Annotated in this window: 10 protein-coding genes; 1 reads left to right on the top strand and 9 read right to left on the bottom strand. The window is 59.2% G+C overall.

All coding sequences use genetic code 11. The features are described from left to right. Positions 1-78: 78 nt before the first annotated feature. From ISN39_RS18600 to ISN39_RS18640, 9 genes are all read right to left on the bottom strand, one after another. A complete protein-coding gene (locus ISN39_RS18600; RefSeq protein WP_194728465.1) occupies positions 79-8,595 on the bottom strand; it encodes a glucoamylase family protein in 8,517 nt (2,838 codons plus the stop codon). Positions 8,596-9,056: 461 nt separating this feature from the next. After that, positions 9,057-9,221, bottom strand: a complete 165-nt coding sequence (locus ISN39_RS18605; RefSeq protein WP_183928945.1) for a hypothetical protein — start codon at positions 9,219-9,221, stop codon at positions 9,057-9,059. Positions 9,222-9,346: 125 nt separating this feature from the next. Further along, positions 9,347-9,535, bottom strand: coding sequence for a hypothetical protein (locus tag ISN39_RS18610; RefSeq protein WP_074070033.1), 189 nt, complete (start codon positions 9,533-9,535; stop codon positions 9,347-9,349). Between the two features lie 136 nt (positions 9,536-9,671). Continuing rightward, on the bottom strand, positions 9,672-10,445 hold the full coding sequence (locus tag ISN39_RS18615; protein ID WP_194728466.1) for an ABC transporter ATP-binding protein: 774 nt from the start codon (positions 10,443-10,445) through the stop codon (positions 9,672-9,674). After that, positions 10,442-11,275, bottom strand: a complete 834-nt coding sequence (locus ISN39_RS18620; RefSeq protein ID WP_194728467.1) for an ABC transporter ATP-binding protein — start codon at positions 11,273-11,275, stop codon at positions 10,442-10,444. The genes ISN39_RS18615 and ISN39_RS18620 overlap by 4 nt, the downstream gene beginning before the upstream one ends. Next, on the bottom strand, positions 11,272-12,207 hold the full coding sequence (gene nikC, locus ISN39_RS18625; protein ID WP_074070036.1) for a nickel transporter permease: 936 nt from the start codon (positions 12,205-12,207) through the stop codon (positions 11,272-11,274). Before nikC ends, ISN39_RS18620 begins: the two co-directional genes overlap by 4 nt. Continuing rightward, positions 12,204-13,271 (bottom strand): ABC transporter permease, encoded by a 1,068-nt coding sequence (locus ISN39_RS18630; protein ID WP_194728468.1) that lies wholly within the window; start codon positions 13,269-13,271, stop codon positions 12,204-12,206. The genes nikC and ISN39_RS18630 overlap by 4 nt, the downstream gene beginning before the upstream one ends. Before the next feature lie 18 nt (positions 13,272-13,289). After that, positions 13,290-14,933: an ABC transporter substrate-binding protein gene (locus ISN39_RS18635; RefSeq protein WP_074070038.1), complete on the bottom strand. Its 1,644-nt coding sequence runs from the start codon at positions 14,931-14,933 to the stop codon at positions 13,290-13,292. A 46-nt stretch (positions 14,934-14,979) separates the two neighbouring features. Then, entirely contained in the window at positions 14,980-16,038 is a 1,059-nt protein-coding gene (locus ISN39_RS18640; protein WP_194728469.1) for a dipeptidase, read from the bottom strand. A gap of 664 nt (positions 16,039-16,702) precedes the next feature. Here ISN39_RS18640 and ISN39_RS18645 point away from each other — a divergent pair. Continuing rightward, entirely contained in the window at positions 16,703-17,212 is a 510-nt protein-coding gene (locus ISN39_RS18645) for a DUF1993 domain-containing protein (RefSeq protein WP_194728470.1), read from the top strand. Positions 17,213-17,215 lie beyond the last annotated feature (3 nt).

Below are 17,215 nucleotides of genomic sequence, written 5' to 3' on the forward strand. Positions count from 1 at the left end.
CTGCAAACGCGGTTGCAGCCAAAAAGTTTCACCTTTTGGCTGCAACGAATCGCCGGAGTGTGAGCGTCGAAAATGCTGCTATCCGACCGAATATCCCTCATGGGGATTGGCGACTTCGCTGCCGTTGATGACCAGAGTGTAGCCGTCCGGATGGGACGATTTTGAGACCGAAATGCGATATTTCACACCTGAATGTTCGATCTCCGCCGAAAAGCCGTCCCAACCGCTCGGCAGTGCTGGACGAACAAAAATCCGTCCGTTTTTCAAACGGATACCCAGAATCCCTTCGACTGCGGCACGATAGAGCCAGCCCGCGGACCCCGTATACCACGTCCAGCCGCCGCGGCCCTTGAGCGCACCTTCGCCGTAGACGTCGGCAGCCACCGTATAGGGCTCGACTCGATAGTGCTCGGCAGAAGCTTTGTCGCGCGCATGGGTGATCGGGTTCAGGAGTTCGAAGCAGGCCAATGCATCATCGCCCCGGTTGAGCTCAGCAAGCGCCATAACCACCCAGGTAGCCGCATGCGTGTACTGGCCGCCATTCTCGCGAACACCGGGTGGATAGGCCTTGATATAACCCGGATCCCTGACCGACGTGGCAAAAGGCGGGGTAAATAGGCGGATGATTCGCGCTTCTTTGTCCACAAGGCGGTTCAAAACAGCGTCCATGGCCTTGACCGCGTGATCCGGATTGCCTTCGCCGGAAAGCACGCTCCAGGATTGCGCGATCGAATCGATCTGGCATTCCAGGCTTTCCTTCGAACCGAGCAGGCTGCCGTCGTCGAATGTGCCTCGGCGATAATAGCCGCCATCCCAACCTTGACTTTCGAGCGCGGCCTTCAGTTCACCGAGATGTTTCGTCCAGCGCTCGAGGCGAGCAGCGTCGCCCCGCTCTTGCGAATAGGGAATGAAGGACCGCAGCGCGCCTGCCAGGAACCAGCCAAGCCAGACGCTGGTGCCCTGGCCTTGGATGCCGACACGGTTCATGCCGTCGTTCCAGTCGCCGCCCATGATCAGCGGCAGGCCGTTTGAGCCCTTGCGCTTGATCGCGAGATCAAGTGCCAAGGCGGCATGCTCGTAGATGCTGGCCTTGTCGTCCGAGACTTCCGGACGATAAAAGGAGTCGTGCTGGCCTTCGAGCAACGCCGGGCCCTCGAGGAACGGCAATTCCTCGTCAAGCACGCTCTTGTCGCCCGTTGCGCTGCAATAGTGATGGATCGCATAGGCGAGCCAGACCACGTCGTCCGAAATCAACGTACGGACACCCGCGCCGGTTCCCGGCAGCCACCAATGCTGGACATCGCCCTCGCGGAACTGCCTCGAGGCAGCGTTGACGATCTGGTTGCGCGCGAGCGATGGCTCCTGAAGCACGAAAGCCAGCGTATCCTGCAACTGATCGCGGAAGCCAAAGGCGCCGCTTGCCTGATAGAAGGCCGACCGTGCCATGATGCGGCAGCCAAGGCTCTGATAGGGCAGCCAGGCATTGACGAGATTGTTCATGGCCTGGTTCGGCGTCGAAATCTGAACTTTGCCCGTAAAGCTCTGCCAGAAATCGCGGTTTGCCTGAACAGTGTCCTCGACAGCGGTCTTGCGGATCTCGGCGATCAAGGTTTGGGCCTCTTGCCTCGACGCCGTGTCGCCCAGGAAGAACGTGACGTCACGCTCTTCTCCAGCACCGATTTCGATATCGATTGCGAGAGCCGCTGCCGGGTCGCCGTCAAGTTCCGTGGCGCCGGAAAGCGCAAAGGGTGGCTTGAGTGCCTGCGGAGCCCGGATCGTGCCGGCCTTGCCGATGAACTCGCGCCTGCTTGTAGTGAAGCTCGACGGCTTCACGCTGGCGGCAAAGAAGGATACCCGGTTCGAGAAGTCGATGCTGTACTGGTTGGCGGCAAGGAGTGCGCCGGTTTCCTCGTCAAGGGATGAGAGGATGAAGGGCACCGAGCGCTGGGCGTTGTTGCCGAGAACCCACTCGACATAGCCATAGAGCCGCAGTTTGCGCGCCGTGGTACCCATGTTGCGCAACCGGACGCGCTGCAGCTTGACCGGCCTCAGGCGATCGACCGTCTGTATCACTTCGAGCGCGATATCGTTCTGCTCGCTGGAGAAGACTGAGTAGCCGAGACCATGGCGTGCCTCAAAACGGACATCGCTCCGCTGCGAAAGCCCAGCAAAGGGCGTCATCAGCGCGCCACTTTCCAGGTCGGTGACGTAAATCGCCTCGCCTGAGCGATTGACGACGGCATCGTTCGACCAGGAGGTCAGCTGATAGTCGCGCGAGTTGACGCTCCAGGTGAAACCCGCGCCTTCCGCAGACACATGGAAGCCGAACTTCTCGTTCGAGATCACGTTGATCCAGGGCTGCGGTGTTGCCGTGCCGCCAGCAAGACGAACGACATATTCGCGGCCGTCGCGGGCAAAACCACCGAAGCCGTTCCAGAAGTCGAGATCGCCTTCCTCCTCGATCACGAGCGCCGGCGGCCTGGGCTGCACGACACGCGCCACGCGCTTGACCGGGGTCTTACGCTGCTCGCGTTCCATTTCCGGCAGGTCGTCCTTGGACGGCGCAGAAAGGGCGATGGCGCGGTTGATCTGATCGACAACCTTGCCGTTCTTCGCATGGAAGGTGACGCGCGAAGCGGCGATCAGGGCATGATAGGTCGCCTCCTCCATCAAATCCCTCCGGACGGCAAAGATATGTTGCCGAAGGCCATCGACCTGGCCAATGCGGCGCACGTTTTCGCACATCTGGTCCACGGCGTGCTGCATGTCCTGCGCATAGGAGGATGCACGCTCGTTCATGATGACAAGATCGGCCGTCACGCCACGCGAGCGCAGATATTCCTCCGCCAGCAATGCCTCGCGAACGATATCGAGATCCATGTCGTCATCGATGCGCAGCATGAAGATCGGGAAGTCGCCGGAGATCGCAAGCGGCCACAGCGACGATTGTGACTTCATGCCGGCTCGTACTGCCGCAGCATCGGCGCGCAAGTCCATGTCCGGATAGACCAAATGCCGGCCGAGATACTGGAAGGCGGCAGCCTGCTGCGACGTCACGCCGACATGGCGCATCTGCACCTGCGTGCGTGTCCAGGCCTGAACAAGCTCATGGTTGAAGGCATCGGCGTGCCGATAGCGCTCGACAGCCTTGTCCACCTCGTCGCGGCTAGGGGCGGCGATCGTCCAGAAGATCACGCTGACTTTCTTGCCGGCCGGCACACGAACCGTGCGGCGCAGCGAAAGGATCGGATCGAGCGTGAAGCCGTCGGTGCCCGAAAGCGTCGCACCAGGATCGAAGGCTGCGGCATCCGCAAGACTACGGCCGCGGCCGAGGAATTTGCGGCGATCGGTCTCGAATTCCGTTTGCCGGGAAGGACCGGCACTGTCGACGATCAGATGGGCGATGCTCATGTTCGGTTCGCCCGGATCGCGTCTGTTGCGTTCGGCACGGATGACGTCGCCGCGCCTGCCAAATTCCGTCTTCACGAACATGCGGGCGAAAGCCGGATGCGCATTGTCCGTGTCATCCAATGTGATCACCGGCTCCAAATAGGAGGTGACTTCGATGAAGCGGTCTTCCGATCCCATGTTGAGAAGCGTCAGCCTGCGGCCTTCCGCATCATGCTCAGTCGCAACGATGCATTCCAATTCACTGCTGAGGTCGCCAACAACCTTGGTGAATTCCGCCTTTTCGTCGGCGAAGAGCACATTGACCTTTTCGCCCTCGACACTTTTTGGTTCGGCGGTGGCCGACCACCATTCGTTGGTCGCCGTGTCGCGCAGGAAGATGAAGCTTCCCCAGCGATCTTCCGTCGGGTCGGCTTTCCAGCGGGTAACGGCCTGGCCGTTCCAGTGTGCGTAGCCGGCACCGGTCGCCGTCAACATCATCGAATAGTGACCGTTGGACAGGAACATGAGTTCGCGATCGCGCGAAAGCGGATCGGCGATCTTGCGAAGCTCCGGCCGCAGCAGATCTTCCTGAATGCTGGCGGGCGTATCCGATTCGTGCTTGCCGCTCATGACGGGGATGTCGCGCGGCGCCTTTTCCTGCAGCAGCAGTTCGGCTGCTTCGATCACCGGATCGGAGTGGAAGAGCTCACGCAGATGCCCATTGAAAGCAACATTGGCAACCGCCGCAATCGACATGCCGTGATGGTGCGCATAGTAGTTATAGACAACAGCGCATTTCTTGCCTTCCGGCACGCGGGTCGGCGTGAAGTCGACGGCATCGTGGAATCCGAATTTGCCGAGCGCACCGAGCTTGCGCAGGCGTTGCAGATTTTCGAGTGCCCCTTGCGGGTCGTATTGGCTGGCGAGGATAGAGGCATAAGGCGCGATGACGGCATTGTGGCCGAGGCCGCGCTTCAGGCCAAGCGTAGGCACGCCGAAGTTCGTGTACTGATAGTTGAGGTTATGGTCGCGAGCATTGAAGGCAGCTTCCGAAATGCCCCACGGAATACCGAGCTTGCGTCCGTAGTTCATCTGCTCGACCACGACCAGGTTGTTGGTCTGATTGAGAATACCCCCGCCGCGCTCCTGCATGACGAGCGGCGGCATCAGATATTCGAACATCGAGCCGGACCAAGAGACCAGAGCGCCGCGCGAACCGACCGGCACGACTTGCCGGCCGAGGCGATACCAATGCTCCGTCGGCAAGTCGCCCTTTGCGATGCCGAAGAGACTGGTCAGCCGGCATTCCGACGCCAAAAGGTCGTAGCAGGCCTGGTCGAGCTCGCCGCTTTCGACGCGATAGCCGATCGAAAGAAGGCGGCGTTCCGGACGGAACAGGAAGCTGAAATCCATCGAGAAGGCGAGATCGCGGGCCTTGTCGCGAAGGGCAATCAGCCGCGGCCGCAAAGCATCGATATTCGAAAGGTCGAATGTGCTGTCGGAAATATGCGCTTCGCAAATCTTGACGAGTGCTTCGGCCCAACGGGTCAGTTCGCCGCTGAGTGCCGACTTCACTTCGTGATCCAGATTTGCCGCAAGCTTCTGGATGTCACGCGCAAGAACCGCAAGGTTGATGACGCGGATCGAGGCAAACTCGTGCTCGCGCTTAACGGCGGCGAGCGCGTTCTGGAAGCCGACGATTCGTTCTTCCAGGCGACGGCGGAGCGGACGGACCGTCTTGCGATCGTCCGGAAGGTCGGCCAGTACTTCGCCGAGGATGCCGGCAGTGTCGCCGACGCCGTCGAGATTGCCCTGCATATGCGCCGACGGGGCCTCGGCCCAATTGCGGCAAGCCGATGAAACGGCAATCAGGTGACCGGCGAGATTGCCGCTGTCGACAGCCGAAACGTATCGCGGCCCAAGGGTCTGAAGCGTATCGGTGTGGTACCAGTTAAAGAGGTGGCCGCGATACTTCTCCATCTTGTCGATGGTGCCGATCGTCTGCTCCAGCCGCTCGATCGTTTCCTCGAAGGAAAACCAGCCGAACTGGCGGCCGGAAACGACCGAGAGCAGATACACGCCGATATTGGTCGGCGAGGTGCGGCTCGCGACGATGACGTGCGGCGTCTCCTGAATGTTATCCGGCGGCAGGTAATTCTGTTCCGCCGTGGTGAACGTATCGAAATAACGCCAGGTGCGGCGCGCGATCTTCCTGAGCTCGCTTGAGACCGAATCGGCGACTTCCAGGCGGTCTTCGGTCTCTGCCGACTGGCTGACATACCAGGCAACGAGCGGCGACAGGGTCCACAGCAGGGCAAACGGGATGCCGACGAGGAATGCGTTGTCGCCGGGAAGTGCTGCAAAGCCGAGTGCGAGCAGCGCGAGCACCGGGGCGTGCCACATCGCGCCGTAGTAGGAGAGGATCGTTCCCTGCCCGCCCGCTTGGACGCTGGCAGCAGTGCGCCATTGCAGCATCAATTTGTGGCTGACGAGAAGACGGTAGAGCGAGCGGCCGATCGCATCGACCATCATGCAAGCCGTATCGGCAATGAAAACGATACGAAGCGCCACCTGGGCGTTCGCAGCGCGGATATCCGACCACACGGTATAAAGATGTGCCCGTGCAACGATATCGCTGGTGCGTGGAATGATGCCGTGGATGAGCGACAGCGTCGGCGCAACGAAAAGGCAGAAGATCAGGAGGATCTGCCATACGAGTGCGCCAAGCGGGCCCATAAAATACCAGCCTAGCACGGAAGCGAAGAACCAGGCGATCGGCGTCAGCGAGCGGCGCAGGTTATCGAACATCTTCCAGCGCCCGAGAGCGGTGACGCCGTATTTTGGATTGAACATATATGGCAGGAGTTGCCAATCGCCACGCGCCCAGCGATGCTGGCGCGAGGCCTCGACTTCGTAGCGGATCGGGAAGTCTTCGACGAGCTCGAGATCGGTGACGAGTGCGCAGCGCGCCATCGAACCTTCGAGGAGATCGTGGCTCAGCACCGAATTCTCATCGATGCGATCCCTCAGCGAAGCTTCGAAGGCATCGACATGATAAAGGCCCTTGCCGGTAAACGTGCCTTCGCCGGCGAGGTCCTGGTAGACATCGGAAACCGTGAAGACGTAAGGGTCGAGGCCGCGGTTGATCGAGAAGACGCGCTGGAAGACCGAAGCGTCCTTGCCGGTTGTCAGCGACGGGGTCACGCGCGGCTGCAGCACGCCATAGCCGCTTTCGACGCGGCCGGTCTTCGGGTTTATCACCGGACGGTTGATCGGATGATAGAGTTTGCCGACGAGCTTGGTCACGGCATCGCGCATCAGGCGCGTGTCGGAATCGAGCGTCATGATATACTGAACGCCAGCCGGCACAATATTGGCGCCCGGCAGATAGGTCGTGTCGCTGTCGCCGCGCAAAAGCATGTTCAGCTCGTGCAGCTTGCCGCGCTTGCGCTCCCAGCCCATCCAGACGCCCTCTGACGGGTTGTAGAGGCGGCGGCGATGCAGGAGATAGAAGCGCGTTTTGCCGTCATAGGCGTAACGTGCCGAAAGATTGGCGATTTCACGCCGGGCGTAGTCCAGCACTTCCAGGTCGTTCGGCGTCTCCTCGACGTCGCTGTCGGGCCAGTCGCTCAGCAGCGCGAAATAGATTTCGCCGCGCGGATTGGCGAGATAGTGAACCTCGAGATTGCGAACCAGGTCGTCGACGCTGTCGCGGTTCGAAATCAGGCATGGCACGACAAGCAGCGTGCGTGCATCTTCCGGAATGCCTTCCTTGAACTCATAGCCGACAAGCCGCGACGGCGTCACGAAGAAGGACAGCAAGGTGTTGAAAAGACCGGTCGCGCCCTCCGATGCCGGAAGAGAGAACATGATCAGCAATACGGCGATTTCCAACGTGCCCATGCCGGCATTGGCCATGAAGCGTCCGACGATCGCCATCGCAATGACGGTAAGCAGCATGACGGGGAAGGCAATCGACAGCCAGTTGAACTTGCGGACTGTTCGAACAAAATGCTGGACGAAGGTCGGACGATAATTGGCACGTTCTTCAAGCTTCGGCCGGTGCATGCCGGCAAGAAAGCCGCCGACATTCGGCTCATGCGGTTGCGGCTCCTCGGAGGCTCTGGCTTCGCTGGTCATGTCGAGCGCCAACTGGGCGACTTCCATTTCCGTCAGCGGCGAGCGCTTGGCGAGCTTTTCGATCTGCTTGCGGTATTTGTTGCGTGATCCCGAATCGAGGATGCCGTAATCGGAATTCTCCCAGAGCAGCTTGTCGACATGGCTGACCTGCTCGACCCAGACCGACCATTCCGCATCATCGATCTCGCGAAGGCTCCGGATGATGTTGCCCATCGTGACATTACCGGAGGAGAGGCGGCTATGCTCCGCCATCGTCGCTTCTTCGGTATCACGGCCGAGCATTTCCAGACGCTCGTCGAGCCAGGCGATCGCAAGGCTAGACGCCTGCGAACCGTCGCGCATGCGATAGAGGAACTGCGTCGAGAAGGTATTGTCCTCGGCAAGCGGTTCGAGCGTCCTCAGATACTCCGCAGCCTTCGCCGGATCGTCCAAACGCACGAGTTCATCGGCCGCCTCGTTCGCACGGCGGCGTATGCGCCGGCTGCGTTCAACGCGGCTGGAAATGCGACGGAGGTTTTCGACGAGAACATAACGCACGAGTGAGGGGACCGCCCAAAGCTCACCGATGCGCAACGTCTCACCCAGCTGGAAGCCATCGACAAGCGCCGTTAGACTTTCCTGTGAAACGGTGCTGTGGGTGTGAGCGACATAGAGCCAGGCGAGCACCAGCGTGCGCGGTACCTGCACACCATCGACATCGATGGTCGGCAGCTCGCGATAGAAGCGCCGCGGGAAGTCGCGGCGGACCTCCTGAATTGCCTCTTCGACGATATAGTGGTTATCGAGAAGCCATTCGGCGGCAGGCGTGATCGTCTCGCCCGCTTCCACGTCGGCCGCGGTCGTGCGGTAAACGCGCAGGATTTCCTTCTCGTTCTCCTTATGCCGTGCAAAAAAATCGAAGGCAGTAAAAGCCGGCAGCGAATCGACGCCTTTGCGGGCGATCGACTCACCCATCGCCTTGATGTCTTCAATCGACAGGTAGGTCGAGCGCACCGAGTCGTTGTGATCGATGTGCTTGACTTCGGATTCGCGTGACGGGTTTGGAGACGGAATGGAAATGGTCATGGGTTCGGTTCTGGGTCCAAACTAAGGTTATGGTAATTTTGCCTAGCCTTTTGCACCGGCAATTATGACTGCGACATGAACGGCCAAGGGGCTTTCCAGGAAGATGCGAAAGCCACAGATTTCCGATACGAAACGGTTTAGGCCTGATTTATGGCACGAATCTGCCGGTCAGAGCTGCATTTTGCCTTCACCCCCGAAGAACCATCCGGGAAAGTTGGACACCCTCCCGATAATTCAAGTCAAGAGGCACGGAATTGCCCAGCTTTGCTTACCTCAATTTTGGCAGTTCGTCGCTATTCAAAAGAAAAATCCGGCACCCATCGGGCACCGGATTTTCAAACGTGATTGGACCGCTGTTGTTGTTGGCCGAAAATTCCCGGTTCACGCAGAAGAATGTCCCAGCCAGCGATTTGAGAAGTAAATTCGTAATGTGCCGGCAACATGCCGGCACGACAGCTCGATCAGCCGATAACGCCGCAGACTAGGGCTGCAACGAAAGCGAACGCCGCGGTAAACAGCGTGGCATTGAGCGCAAAATGAAGCTTCTGGCGCATTGAAGCCGGCTTCTTGGCCGGTACGGAACCATAATAGTTCGCTTGAGTATGCGAAATACCCAGGTCTGCCATGTGTTGCCTCCGTCTCTTTTTTATTGGCGCGGCGGTCTGCCGGCACTGATATTCCTATATTCTCTATAAGCTAGGTAGAGATAAATTTCCTTCCAGGGCGCGAGGGATAGAAAATCTGACCCGGCTCAGCAAAGAGTGCGCCATGCCCAGATCAACGAACGCTCGATTGCGTTTTCTTCTCTTTGGGCACCCGAGGAAGCCTCGATCAATCGGCGATCTTTTTCAGCGGGAATGGCAACGCGTGTCTGCTCGCTCCGTTCGACCTTGGCCGGAGGATCGAGATATCCCATGGTCATTCCGCCGAGAAAGAACATGCCTCACCTCCACGATCACGAAAGCTAACACTCGTTAACAGGATCATGACAGATGAAAATCGGCTGTCAATAGTCTAGTCGAATAGTCGTCTTTTAACGGCTGCTTAACCTTGAATGGCCAGCGCCCGAAAGGATTTCAAATATCTGAAAAATCTGCAGTTCTCGTTTTGACGAAGCCTTTGCTCGCAATCATCAAATTTCTCGTGTAATCCTCATGAACGTCCCCGCTGGCCAGTTGGCCGGAGGTCAGCCGTTCGACGACGGCGCCGTTGCGCATCACGGCAAGCCTTTCACACATATGGGTAACGACACCAAGGTCGTGGCTCACCATGACAAAGGTCAGTTTGCGGTCACGCCTGATCTGTTCCAGCAGATTGAGCACCTCCGCCTGCACGGAAGCGTCGAGCGCCGACGTCGGTTCATCGAGCAGCAGGATCGACGGCTCGACGATCAGGGCGCGCGCAATCGCCACACGCTGCCGCTGGCCGCCGGAAAGCTGGTGCGGATAGCGGAAGCGGAAGCCGTTTCCAAGGCCGACCTCGCCCAGTGCCCGCGCGATGCGCTTCTCGCTGTCGGCAATCCCGTGAATTGCCAATGGCTCGAGCAGCAGCCGGTCGATCGTCTGCCGTGGGTGCAGCGAGCCATAAGGGTCCTGGAACACCATCTGGACATTTCGATAGAAAGCCTTGCTGCGTTTTGCACCCTGAAGCAGCTGATCATGAACGCGAATTGTGCCACCCTTGACCGGCGCCAGGCCCGCTACCGCACGAAGCAGCGTCGACTTGCCGGAACCGGATTCCCCAACCAGCCCGAAGGAGCCGCCGGATGCGACCGCGATGCTGACATCTTGAAGCGCATGAAAGTCGTCATAGACGACGCTGAGATTTTCGACCGAAAGCGCCGCACTCATGCAGCCCACTCCGGCTTGCGGTCGAGCACCGGCAGCGGATGGCGATCTTCTCCGATTTGCGGCATGCAGTTCAAAAGTCCCTGCGTATAGGGATGCTGTGCATTTTTGAGGTCAGAAGCCCTAAGCTCTTCAACGATCTTACCGGCATACATCACGATGACGCGGTCGCAGAACGAGGAAACAAGACGCAGATCATGCGACACGAAGATAAGCCCCATGCCGCGCTCGGAAACCAGCTTGTCCAGGATCTTCAACACGTCGAGCTGCACGGTGACGTCGAGCGCCGAGGTGGGCTCGTCAGCGATCAGCAGTTCCGGCCCGGCAATCAGCATCATGGCGATCATTGCACGTTGGCCCATGCCGCCTGAGACCTCATGCGGGTAGAGATCGAAGACACGCTTCGGATCGCGAATCTGCACCGCCTCCAGCATGGCAAGCGCCCGTTCGGTCGCCTCGGCCTTGCTGACCTTCTCATGCGTTCTCAGCGTCTCGCAGATCTGCCGGCCGATCGACATCACCGGATCAAGCGAATATTTCGGATCCTGCAACACCATGGCGATGCGCTTGCCGCGCAGGAGCCGCCGTTCTTTCGCTGGAGCCTGGAGCAGATCGATGCCGTTGAAGTCGAGCTTGTCGGCCGTGACAATGCCGTGCTTCGGCGTGAGCCCCATGATCGCTCGGCCGGTCTGCGACTTGCCGGATCCGGACTCCCCGACAATTCCGAGGCGTTCCCTGTCCAGTGTGAAGGAAACGCCGCGAACAGCTTCGATCACGCCGGTGCGCGTCGGGTAGCTGACCTTGAGATTGTCGACCGTCAGCAAAGCCGTCATTGGCCGCTCTCCTTGGGATCGAGCGCGTCGCGCAGGCCGTCGCCAAGCAGGTTGAAACCGAGGCTGACGATAAGGATCGCAATACCCGGCATGGCTGCGACCCACCATTGATCGAGAATGAAACGGCGACCCGAGGCGATCATCGCACCCCATTCCGGCAGTGGCGGCTGCGCGCCGAGACCGAGAAAGCCGAGACCGGCAGCCGTCAGGATGATACCCGCCATGTCGAGCGTTACGCGAACGATCAGCGACGAGAGGCAGAGCGGCATGACATGGCGGATGATGATGCGGACCGGCGATGCACCCATCAGCTTGACCGCCGAGATGTAATCCGAGCGCCGCACCGTCAGCGTTTCCGCCCGCGCAATGCGGGCGTAAGGAGGCCAGGACGTGATTGCAATCGCGATGATCGCGTTTTCGATGCCCGGCCCGAGCGCCGCGACAAAGGCAAGCGCCAGCACCAGCTTCGGGAACGCCAGGAAGATATCGGTGATACGCATCAGCACTGCATCCACCCATCCGCCGGCATAGCCGGAGACCGTGCCGACAATCAGTCCAATCGGCGCCGAGATGATCGCCACCAGCACGACGACGAAGAGCGTCAGCCGCGACCCGTAGATCAGGCGCGAAAGGATATCGCGACCCTGGTCGTCCGTGCCGAGCAGATACTCGCCGGTACCTGGCGGCAGAAGTCGCGCATTCTTTAGATCGCCGACCACCGGCGAATGCGTGGCCAAGAGATTAGCGAAGGCGGCAACGAAAAGCAGCGCGACAATGATAATGAGACCAAGGACGGCAAGCTTGTTCGCACTGAACTGCCGCCAGGTCACATAGGCGCGCCCGAGACGTGCCTGTACACGCGATTGCGGGCGATCGGAAAGCAACCACTCGCGGCGGCTCATCGGCGCTGGCTGGCTGGCTGGAACCGTCATCGGCTTCGCGTCCTTGGATCGAGCGTCCGATAGAGAAGATCGGACAGGAGGTTGATGCCGATGAACACCGTGCCGATGACGATCGTGCCGCCGAGGACAGCGTTCATATCGGCATTCTGCAAGGAGTTGGTGATGTAGAGGCCAATGCCCGGCCAGGAGAACACCGTCTCCGTCAGCACCGAGCCTTCGAGAAGCCCGGCGTAGGAGAGCGCAATCACCGTGACAAGCGGCACCGCGGCATTGCGCAATGCGTGGCCCCAAATTACCCGGGTTTCCGAAAGCCCCTTGGCGCGCGCAGCCACGATATATTCCTGACTGAGCTCGTTCAGCATGAAGCTGCGCGTCATCCGGCTGATATAGGCGAGCGAGAAATAGCCGAGCAGCGATGCCGGCAAGATAATGTGCCGGAAGACGTCGTAGAAGACGTCCCACTGCCCCTGCCAGAGGCTGTCGATCAGATAAAAGCCGGTAATCGGCGTGAACGTATATTCAAAGACGATATCGATGCGCCCCGGGAAGGCCACCCAGCGCAGTTGCGCATAGAATACGACAAGCGAGATCAAGGCCAGCCAGAAGATCGGCACGGAATAGCCGACAAGCCCGACGACACGCACAATCTGGTCGGCAAGGCTGCCGCGCCGCACAGCCGCAAGCACGCCGAGCGGGATCCCAATCAGGGCGCCAAAAATGGTGCCGAGGGTCGCAAGCTCGATTGTTGCTGGAAAGACGCGACGGATATCGGTCATCACCGGATTGGTGGTCAGCACCGAATTGCCGAAATCACCGGAAAGGATACCTTTGATATAGATGAAGAATTGCTGATAGAGCGGCAGATTGAAGCCGAGCTCTTCACGCACGCGCTCCACGACATGCGTCGGAGCGCGGTCGCCAAGGATCGCAAGAACCGGATCGATCGGCACGACACGGCCGATGAAGAAGGTGACGGCCAGAAGTCCAAGATAGGTCGTCACGGCAGCGATCAGGAAACGCCCGATTGCTTTGGCGAGAGGAACGGCACGACCCTTGGCCGGCCGCGCCTCCATTTTTGTTTCGATAATGCTCAACGAACGAATCCTGCCGGATTATTCCTTGGCGATTGGGCCAACGAAGTTCGTATCGAAGCTCGGTCCGAGTTTAAAGTCCTTCAGGTTCTTGCGATAGCCGGCGACTTCGATCTGCTGGAAGATGAAGATGAAGGGGCTGTTCTCCAGGTACTTCTTCTGGATATCCTGGTACATCGCGGCGCGCTTGGCACCGTCGCGCTCAAGCAGTGCTGCCTTGGTCTGCTTGTCGAGTTCCGGCGTTTCGAAGGTATTGCGCCATGCGAGCGTCTTGTTCGTGCCCGCATCCGAATTGTCCGGGTTCGCCGTGAAGGTATCGGCATTCGAGTTCGGGTCGAAATAGTCGGATCCCCAATTGCCGATATACATGTCGTGCGTGCGGGCGCGGTATTTCGTCAGCGTCTGCTTGCCGTCGCCTGGAATGATTTCGAGTTTCACTCCGGCCTGTGCCAGCGTCTGCTGCATGGATTCGGCAATGCCGGTGACCGGCTGAGTGTTCCGCACGTCCATCGTCACCGAGAAGCCATCCGCAAGACCGGCCTTTGCCAGCAATTCCTTCGCCTTGGCGACGTCGAGCTTGAAGGGAATTTCGTCAAGCGCGCCGAGCTGGCCCTTTGGCAGGAATGTCTGGTGGATTTCGCCGATGCCCTTGATGAGCGTCGAGCTGATCGCATCGTAATCGACGAGATACTTGAAGGCCTGCTGCACCTCCGGCTTCTTCAGGTTCTCGTTCTTGAGGTTTAGGCTCACATAATAGATCGTGCTTTTCGGTGCGCTTGCCACCGCGAGGTCGGCGTTCTTCGAAACAGCGTCGAGATCGCCCGGCTCGAGATTGCGCGCGATATCGATGTCGCCTGCCTCCAGCGCCAGGCGTTGTGCGGCACTTTCCTTCATGTAGCGGTAGATGACGCGGTTCAGCTTCGGTTTGTCGCCGTAGTAATTGTCGTTGCGCTCCAGCACGACGACTTCGTTGGCGCGCCATTCGCGAAGCTTGTAGGCGCCGGAGCCGGCATAGCCCGTCTTCAGCCATTCATTGCCGAAGTCGTTGTCATACTTGTATTCCGCGCTTGGCGTCATCGGCTTGATGTGATCCATCACCAGCTTCTTGTCGACCACGGAGGCAACCGTCGCCGTCAGGCAGTTCAGTACGAAGCTCGGCGCATAGGCCTTGTCGACCGTGAAGACGAATGTGTTTTCGTCCGCAGCCTTGGCCTTTTCAGTCACGTTGTCTCCGGTCAGGCCAAACTGTGTCAGGATGAATGCCGGGCTCTTGTCGAGTTTGACGGCGCGCTCGAAGGACCAGGCGACATCCTCAGCGGTGACCGGGTTGCCTGAGGCGAACTTCAGACCGGGCTTCAGCTTGAACGTATAGGTGAGGCCGTCATCGGAGACGCTCCAGCTCTCGGCAAGATCACCCTTGACCTTCGTCGTGTCGTTGAGGTCGAGGCGGACCAGCAGGCTATAGGTGTTGGTTGTCATCTCCGCCGTTGAAAACTCGAAGGCCTCGCCTGGATCCATCGAAATGATGTCATCGATGGCGAAACCTTCGACGAGCGTATCCTTCGGCGTCTCGGCAAAAGCGGCAGGCGCCGTCAGCATGAGCAGCGAAAGCGCGGCACCCGCAGAAAGGGCACGAAAGTTGCGGCTGAGTTTAGTAATCATCATCGATTTGTTCCCTTGTTCTTGATTGATTACAAAGCAGCATTTTGGCTCAGGCGTTCTTCTCCCCCCACGCCGAAGCCAGGATGCGAAGCCAGTTCTCGCTGGCGAGTTTCCGTCGATCCTCCTCACCATATCCAACGTCCCGGAGAGCGGCAATCAGCTTCTGGTTGCCAGCCGCGTCGCCTATTTCGTCCGGAATGGTCGCGCCGTCGAAATCGGATCCGAGTGCAACGCAATCGATCCCGACGCGGTCGACGAGATAGTTGATATGGCGGATCATGTCCCTGATCGGTGTGTCGCCCTCGGAGCGGCCATCCGCCCTCAACATCGCAGTCGCGTAATTGAGACCGATAAGCCCCTTGCTCTCCCTGATCGCATCAAGCTGCTTATCCGTCAGATTGCGCGCCACCGGTGTCAGCGCATGCACGTTCGAATGCGTAGCGACCAGCGGTTGATCTGTTGTCTTCGCGACGTCCCAGAAGCCCTTTTCCGTTATGTGGGACAGATCGATCATGATGCCCAGGCGATTGCATTCATGCACCAGCTCAAAGCCGGCACCGGTCAGCCCCGGCGCAGTATCTGGCGACATCGGGAAGGCGAAGGGCACGCCGTGTCCGAAGACGTTATGCCTGCTCCAGACAGGCCCCAGAGAGCGCAAGCCCGCCGCATGAAAGACCTCGAGCGCGGAAAGGTCGGGCCCGATCGCCTCGCAGCCTTCCATATGCATGACCGCGGCAAAAACACCGCTTGCCATGGCGTTGCGGATGTCCTTCACCGTCCGGCAGAGGCGCCAGGCGCCCGCCTTGTCGAGACGCAGTGCAATCGCCGCCATCTCGGTCGCGACGCCAAGTGACGGCAGCCGGTCGAGAGGTGCGGCCATCGGCGTTTCGTAATGTCCGTTTTGATCGGGATCGGCGAAGACGAGATCGCCCGAGGGCACGTAGATGGCGCAAAGGCCGCCGGCGAGACCACCCTGCCGAGCGCGTGGTCCATCGATGTGGCCTGATGTCGTCCCGTTCAGAAATTCGGCAACCGGGTCGTTGCCATCCCTTTCATGTGTCCAAAGCCTGAGGAGAACGTCATTATGGCCATCAAATACAAGCTGCATCTGTTTTCCTGCTCTGCCCTGCCGAGCAATGACAAGCGTGCAGAATAGAAAAGCTGGCAGAATTGGCCAGCCCCCTTCTCAGAAATTTATAGCGGATGAGTAAACACGACTTGGCTTGAAATGAAAACGGCGTATCGACATTCACCGGCTCGCGGTTCACGTAGACGAGCGGAATTCCGGCATCGCTCGCCGCATGATCGAAATGGGCGGAATTTTGGCGTACTCACTAACCGCGGTGGGCGGAACTTTGCCGTACGTTCCTGTTGGCGAATTGACTCTGAAAGGCTTTCACCAGCCGATGCCAGCTTTCGAAATCGTCCGGTGGATTGGCTGACTGGATGTAATCCACTCTAGGCTACGGCCTGATGCGACATAGCTTTGCGAATCTGCCCTGATCCTGACCTCGTTTGATTCCGCGCCCTCTCGGGCCTGAGGACCGCTTCTCCCTCGATTTGGGACCGGATTTCCACTCCCCATAGACTATTAGAAGTTTTACCTGTGGCAACGGGATAAGCCACTAAGGAAATAAAGACCGAAAGCCGCGCTGGAAATATGATGCTATGGGCGGGCGGGCGGGCCGATGAAATCGCCACAGCACGCGCCTAAATGTGCGGACGTAACGATCAAAACCGCTGCGCCCACGAAAAATCCCCAAGGAGAAGCCATGTCCATTTCCATGTACCGCCTGACCGTTCCGATGTTTCAGCGCGGACTTACGACGCTAAAAAACTACCTCGAAAAGGCCGAGGCTTACGCAAAGGAGAAGGGGATCGATCCGGATGAACTGGTTGCTGCCAGGCTTGCGCCCGATATGCTGCCGTTATCGGGCCAATATCAACGTGCGAGCGACAGCGCCAAGCTGGCAGTCGCCCGCCTGACCTCCACCGAAGCACCGAAATTCGAGGACAGCGAAACGACGATCGCCGAGCTTCGCGAGCGCATCGCCAAGACCGAAGCCTATCTCGCGACGATTGCGCCGCAAGCGCTCGAAGGCACAGAAACGAATGAAGTGACGATCGCGCCCGGCGGCAACAAGATGAACTTCCGCGGCGACGAATATGTCGCGACCTTCGCACTGCCGAACTTCTATTTCCACGTCGCGACGGCGCACGCGATCCTGCGCAATCAGGGCGTGCCGGTCGGCAAGATTGATTATCTTGGCCGCTTCTCGTGAGTA

The sequence above is a fragment of the Rhizobium sp. 007 genome (assembly GCF_015353075.1).
GTDB lineage: Bacteria > Pseudomonadota > Alphaproteobacteria > Rhizobiales > Rhizobiaceae > Rhizobium.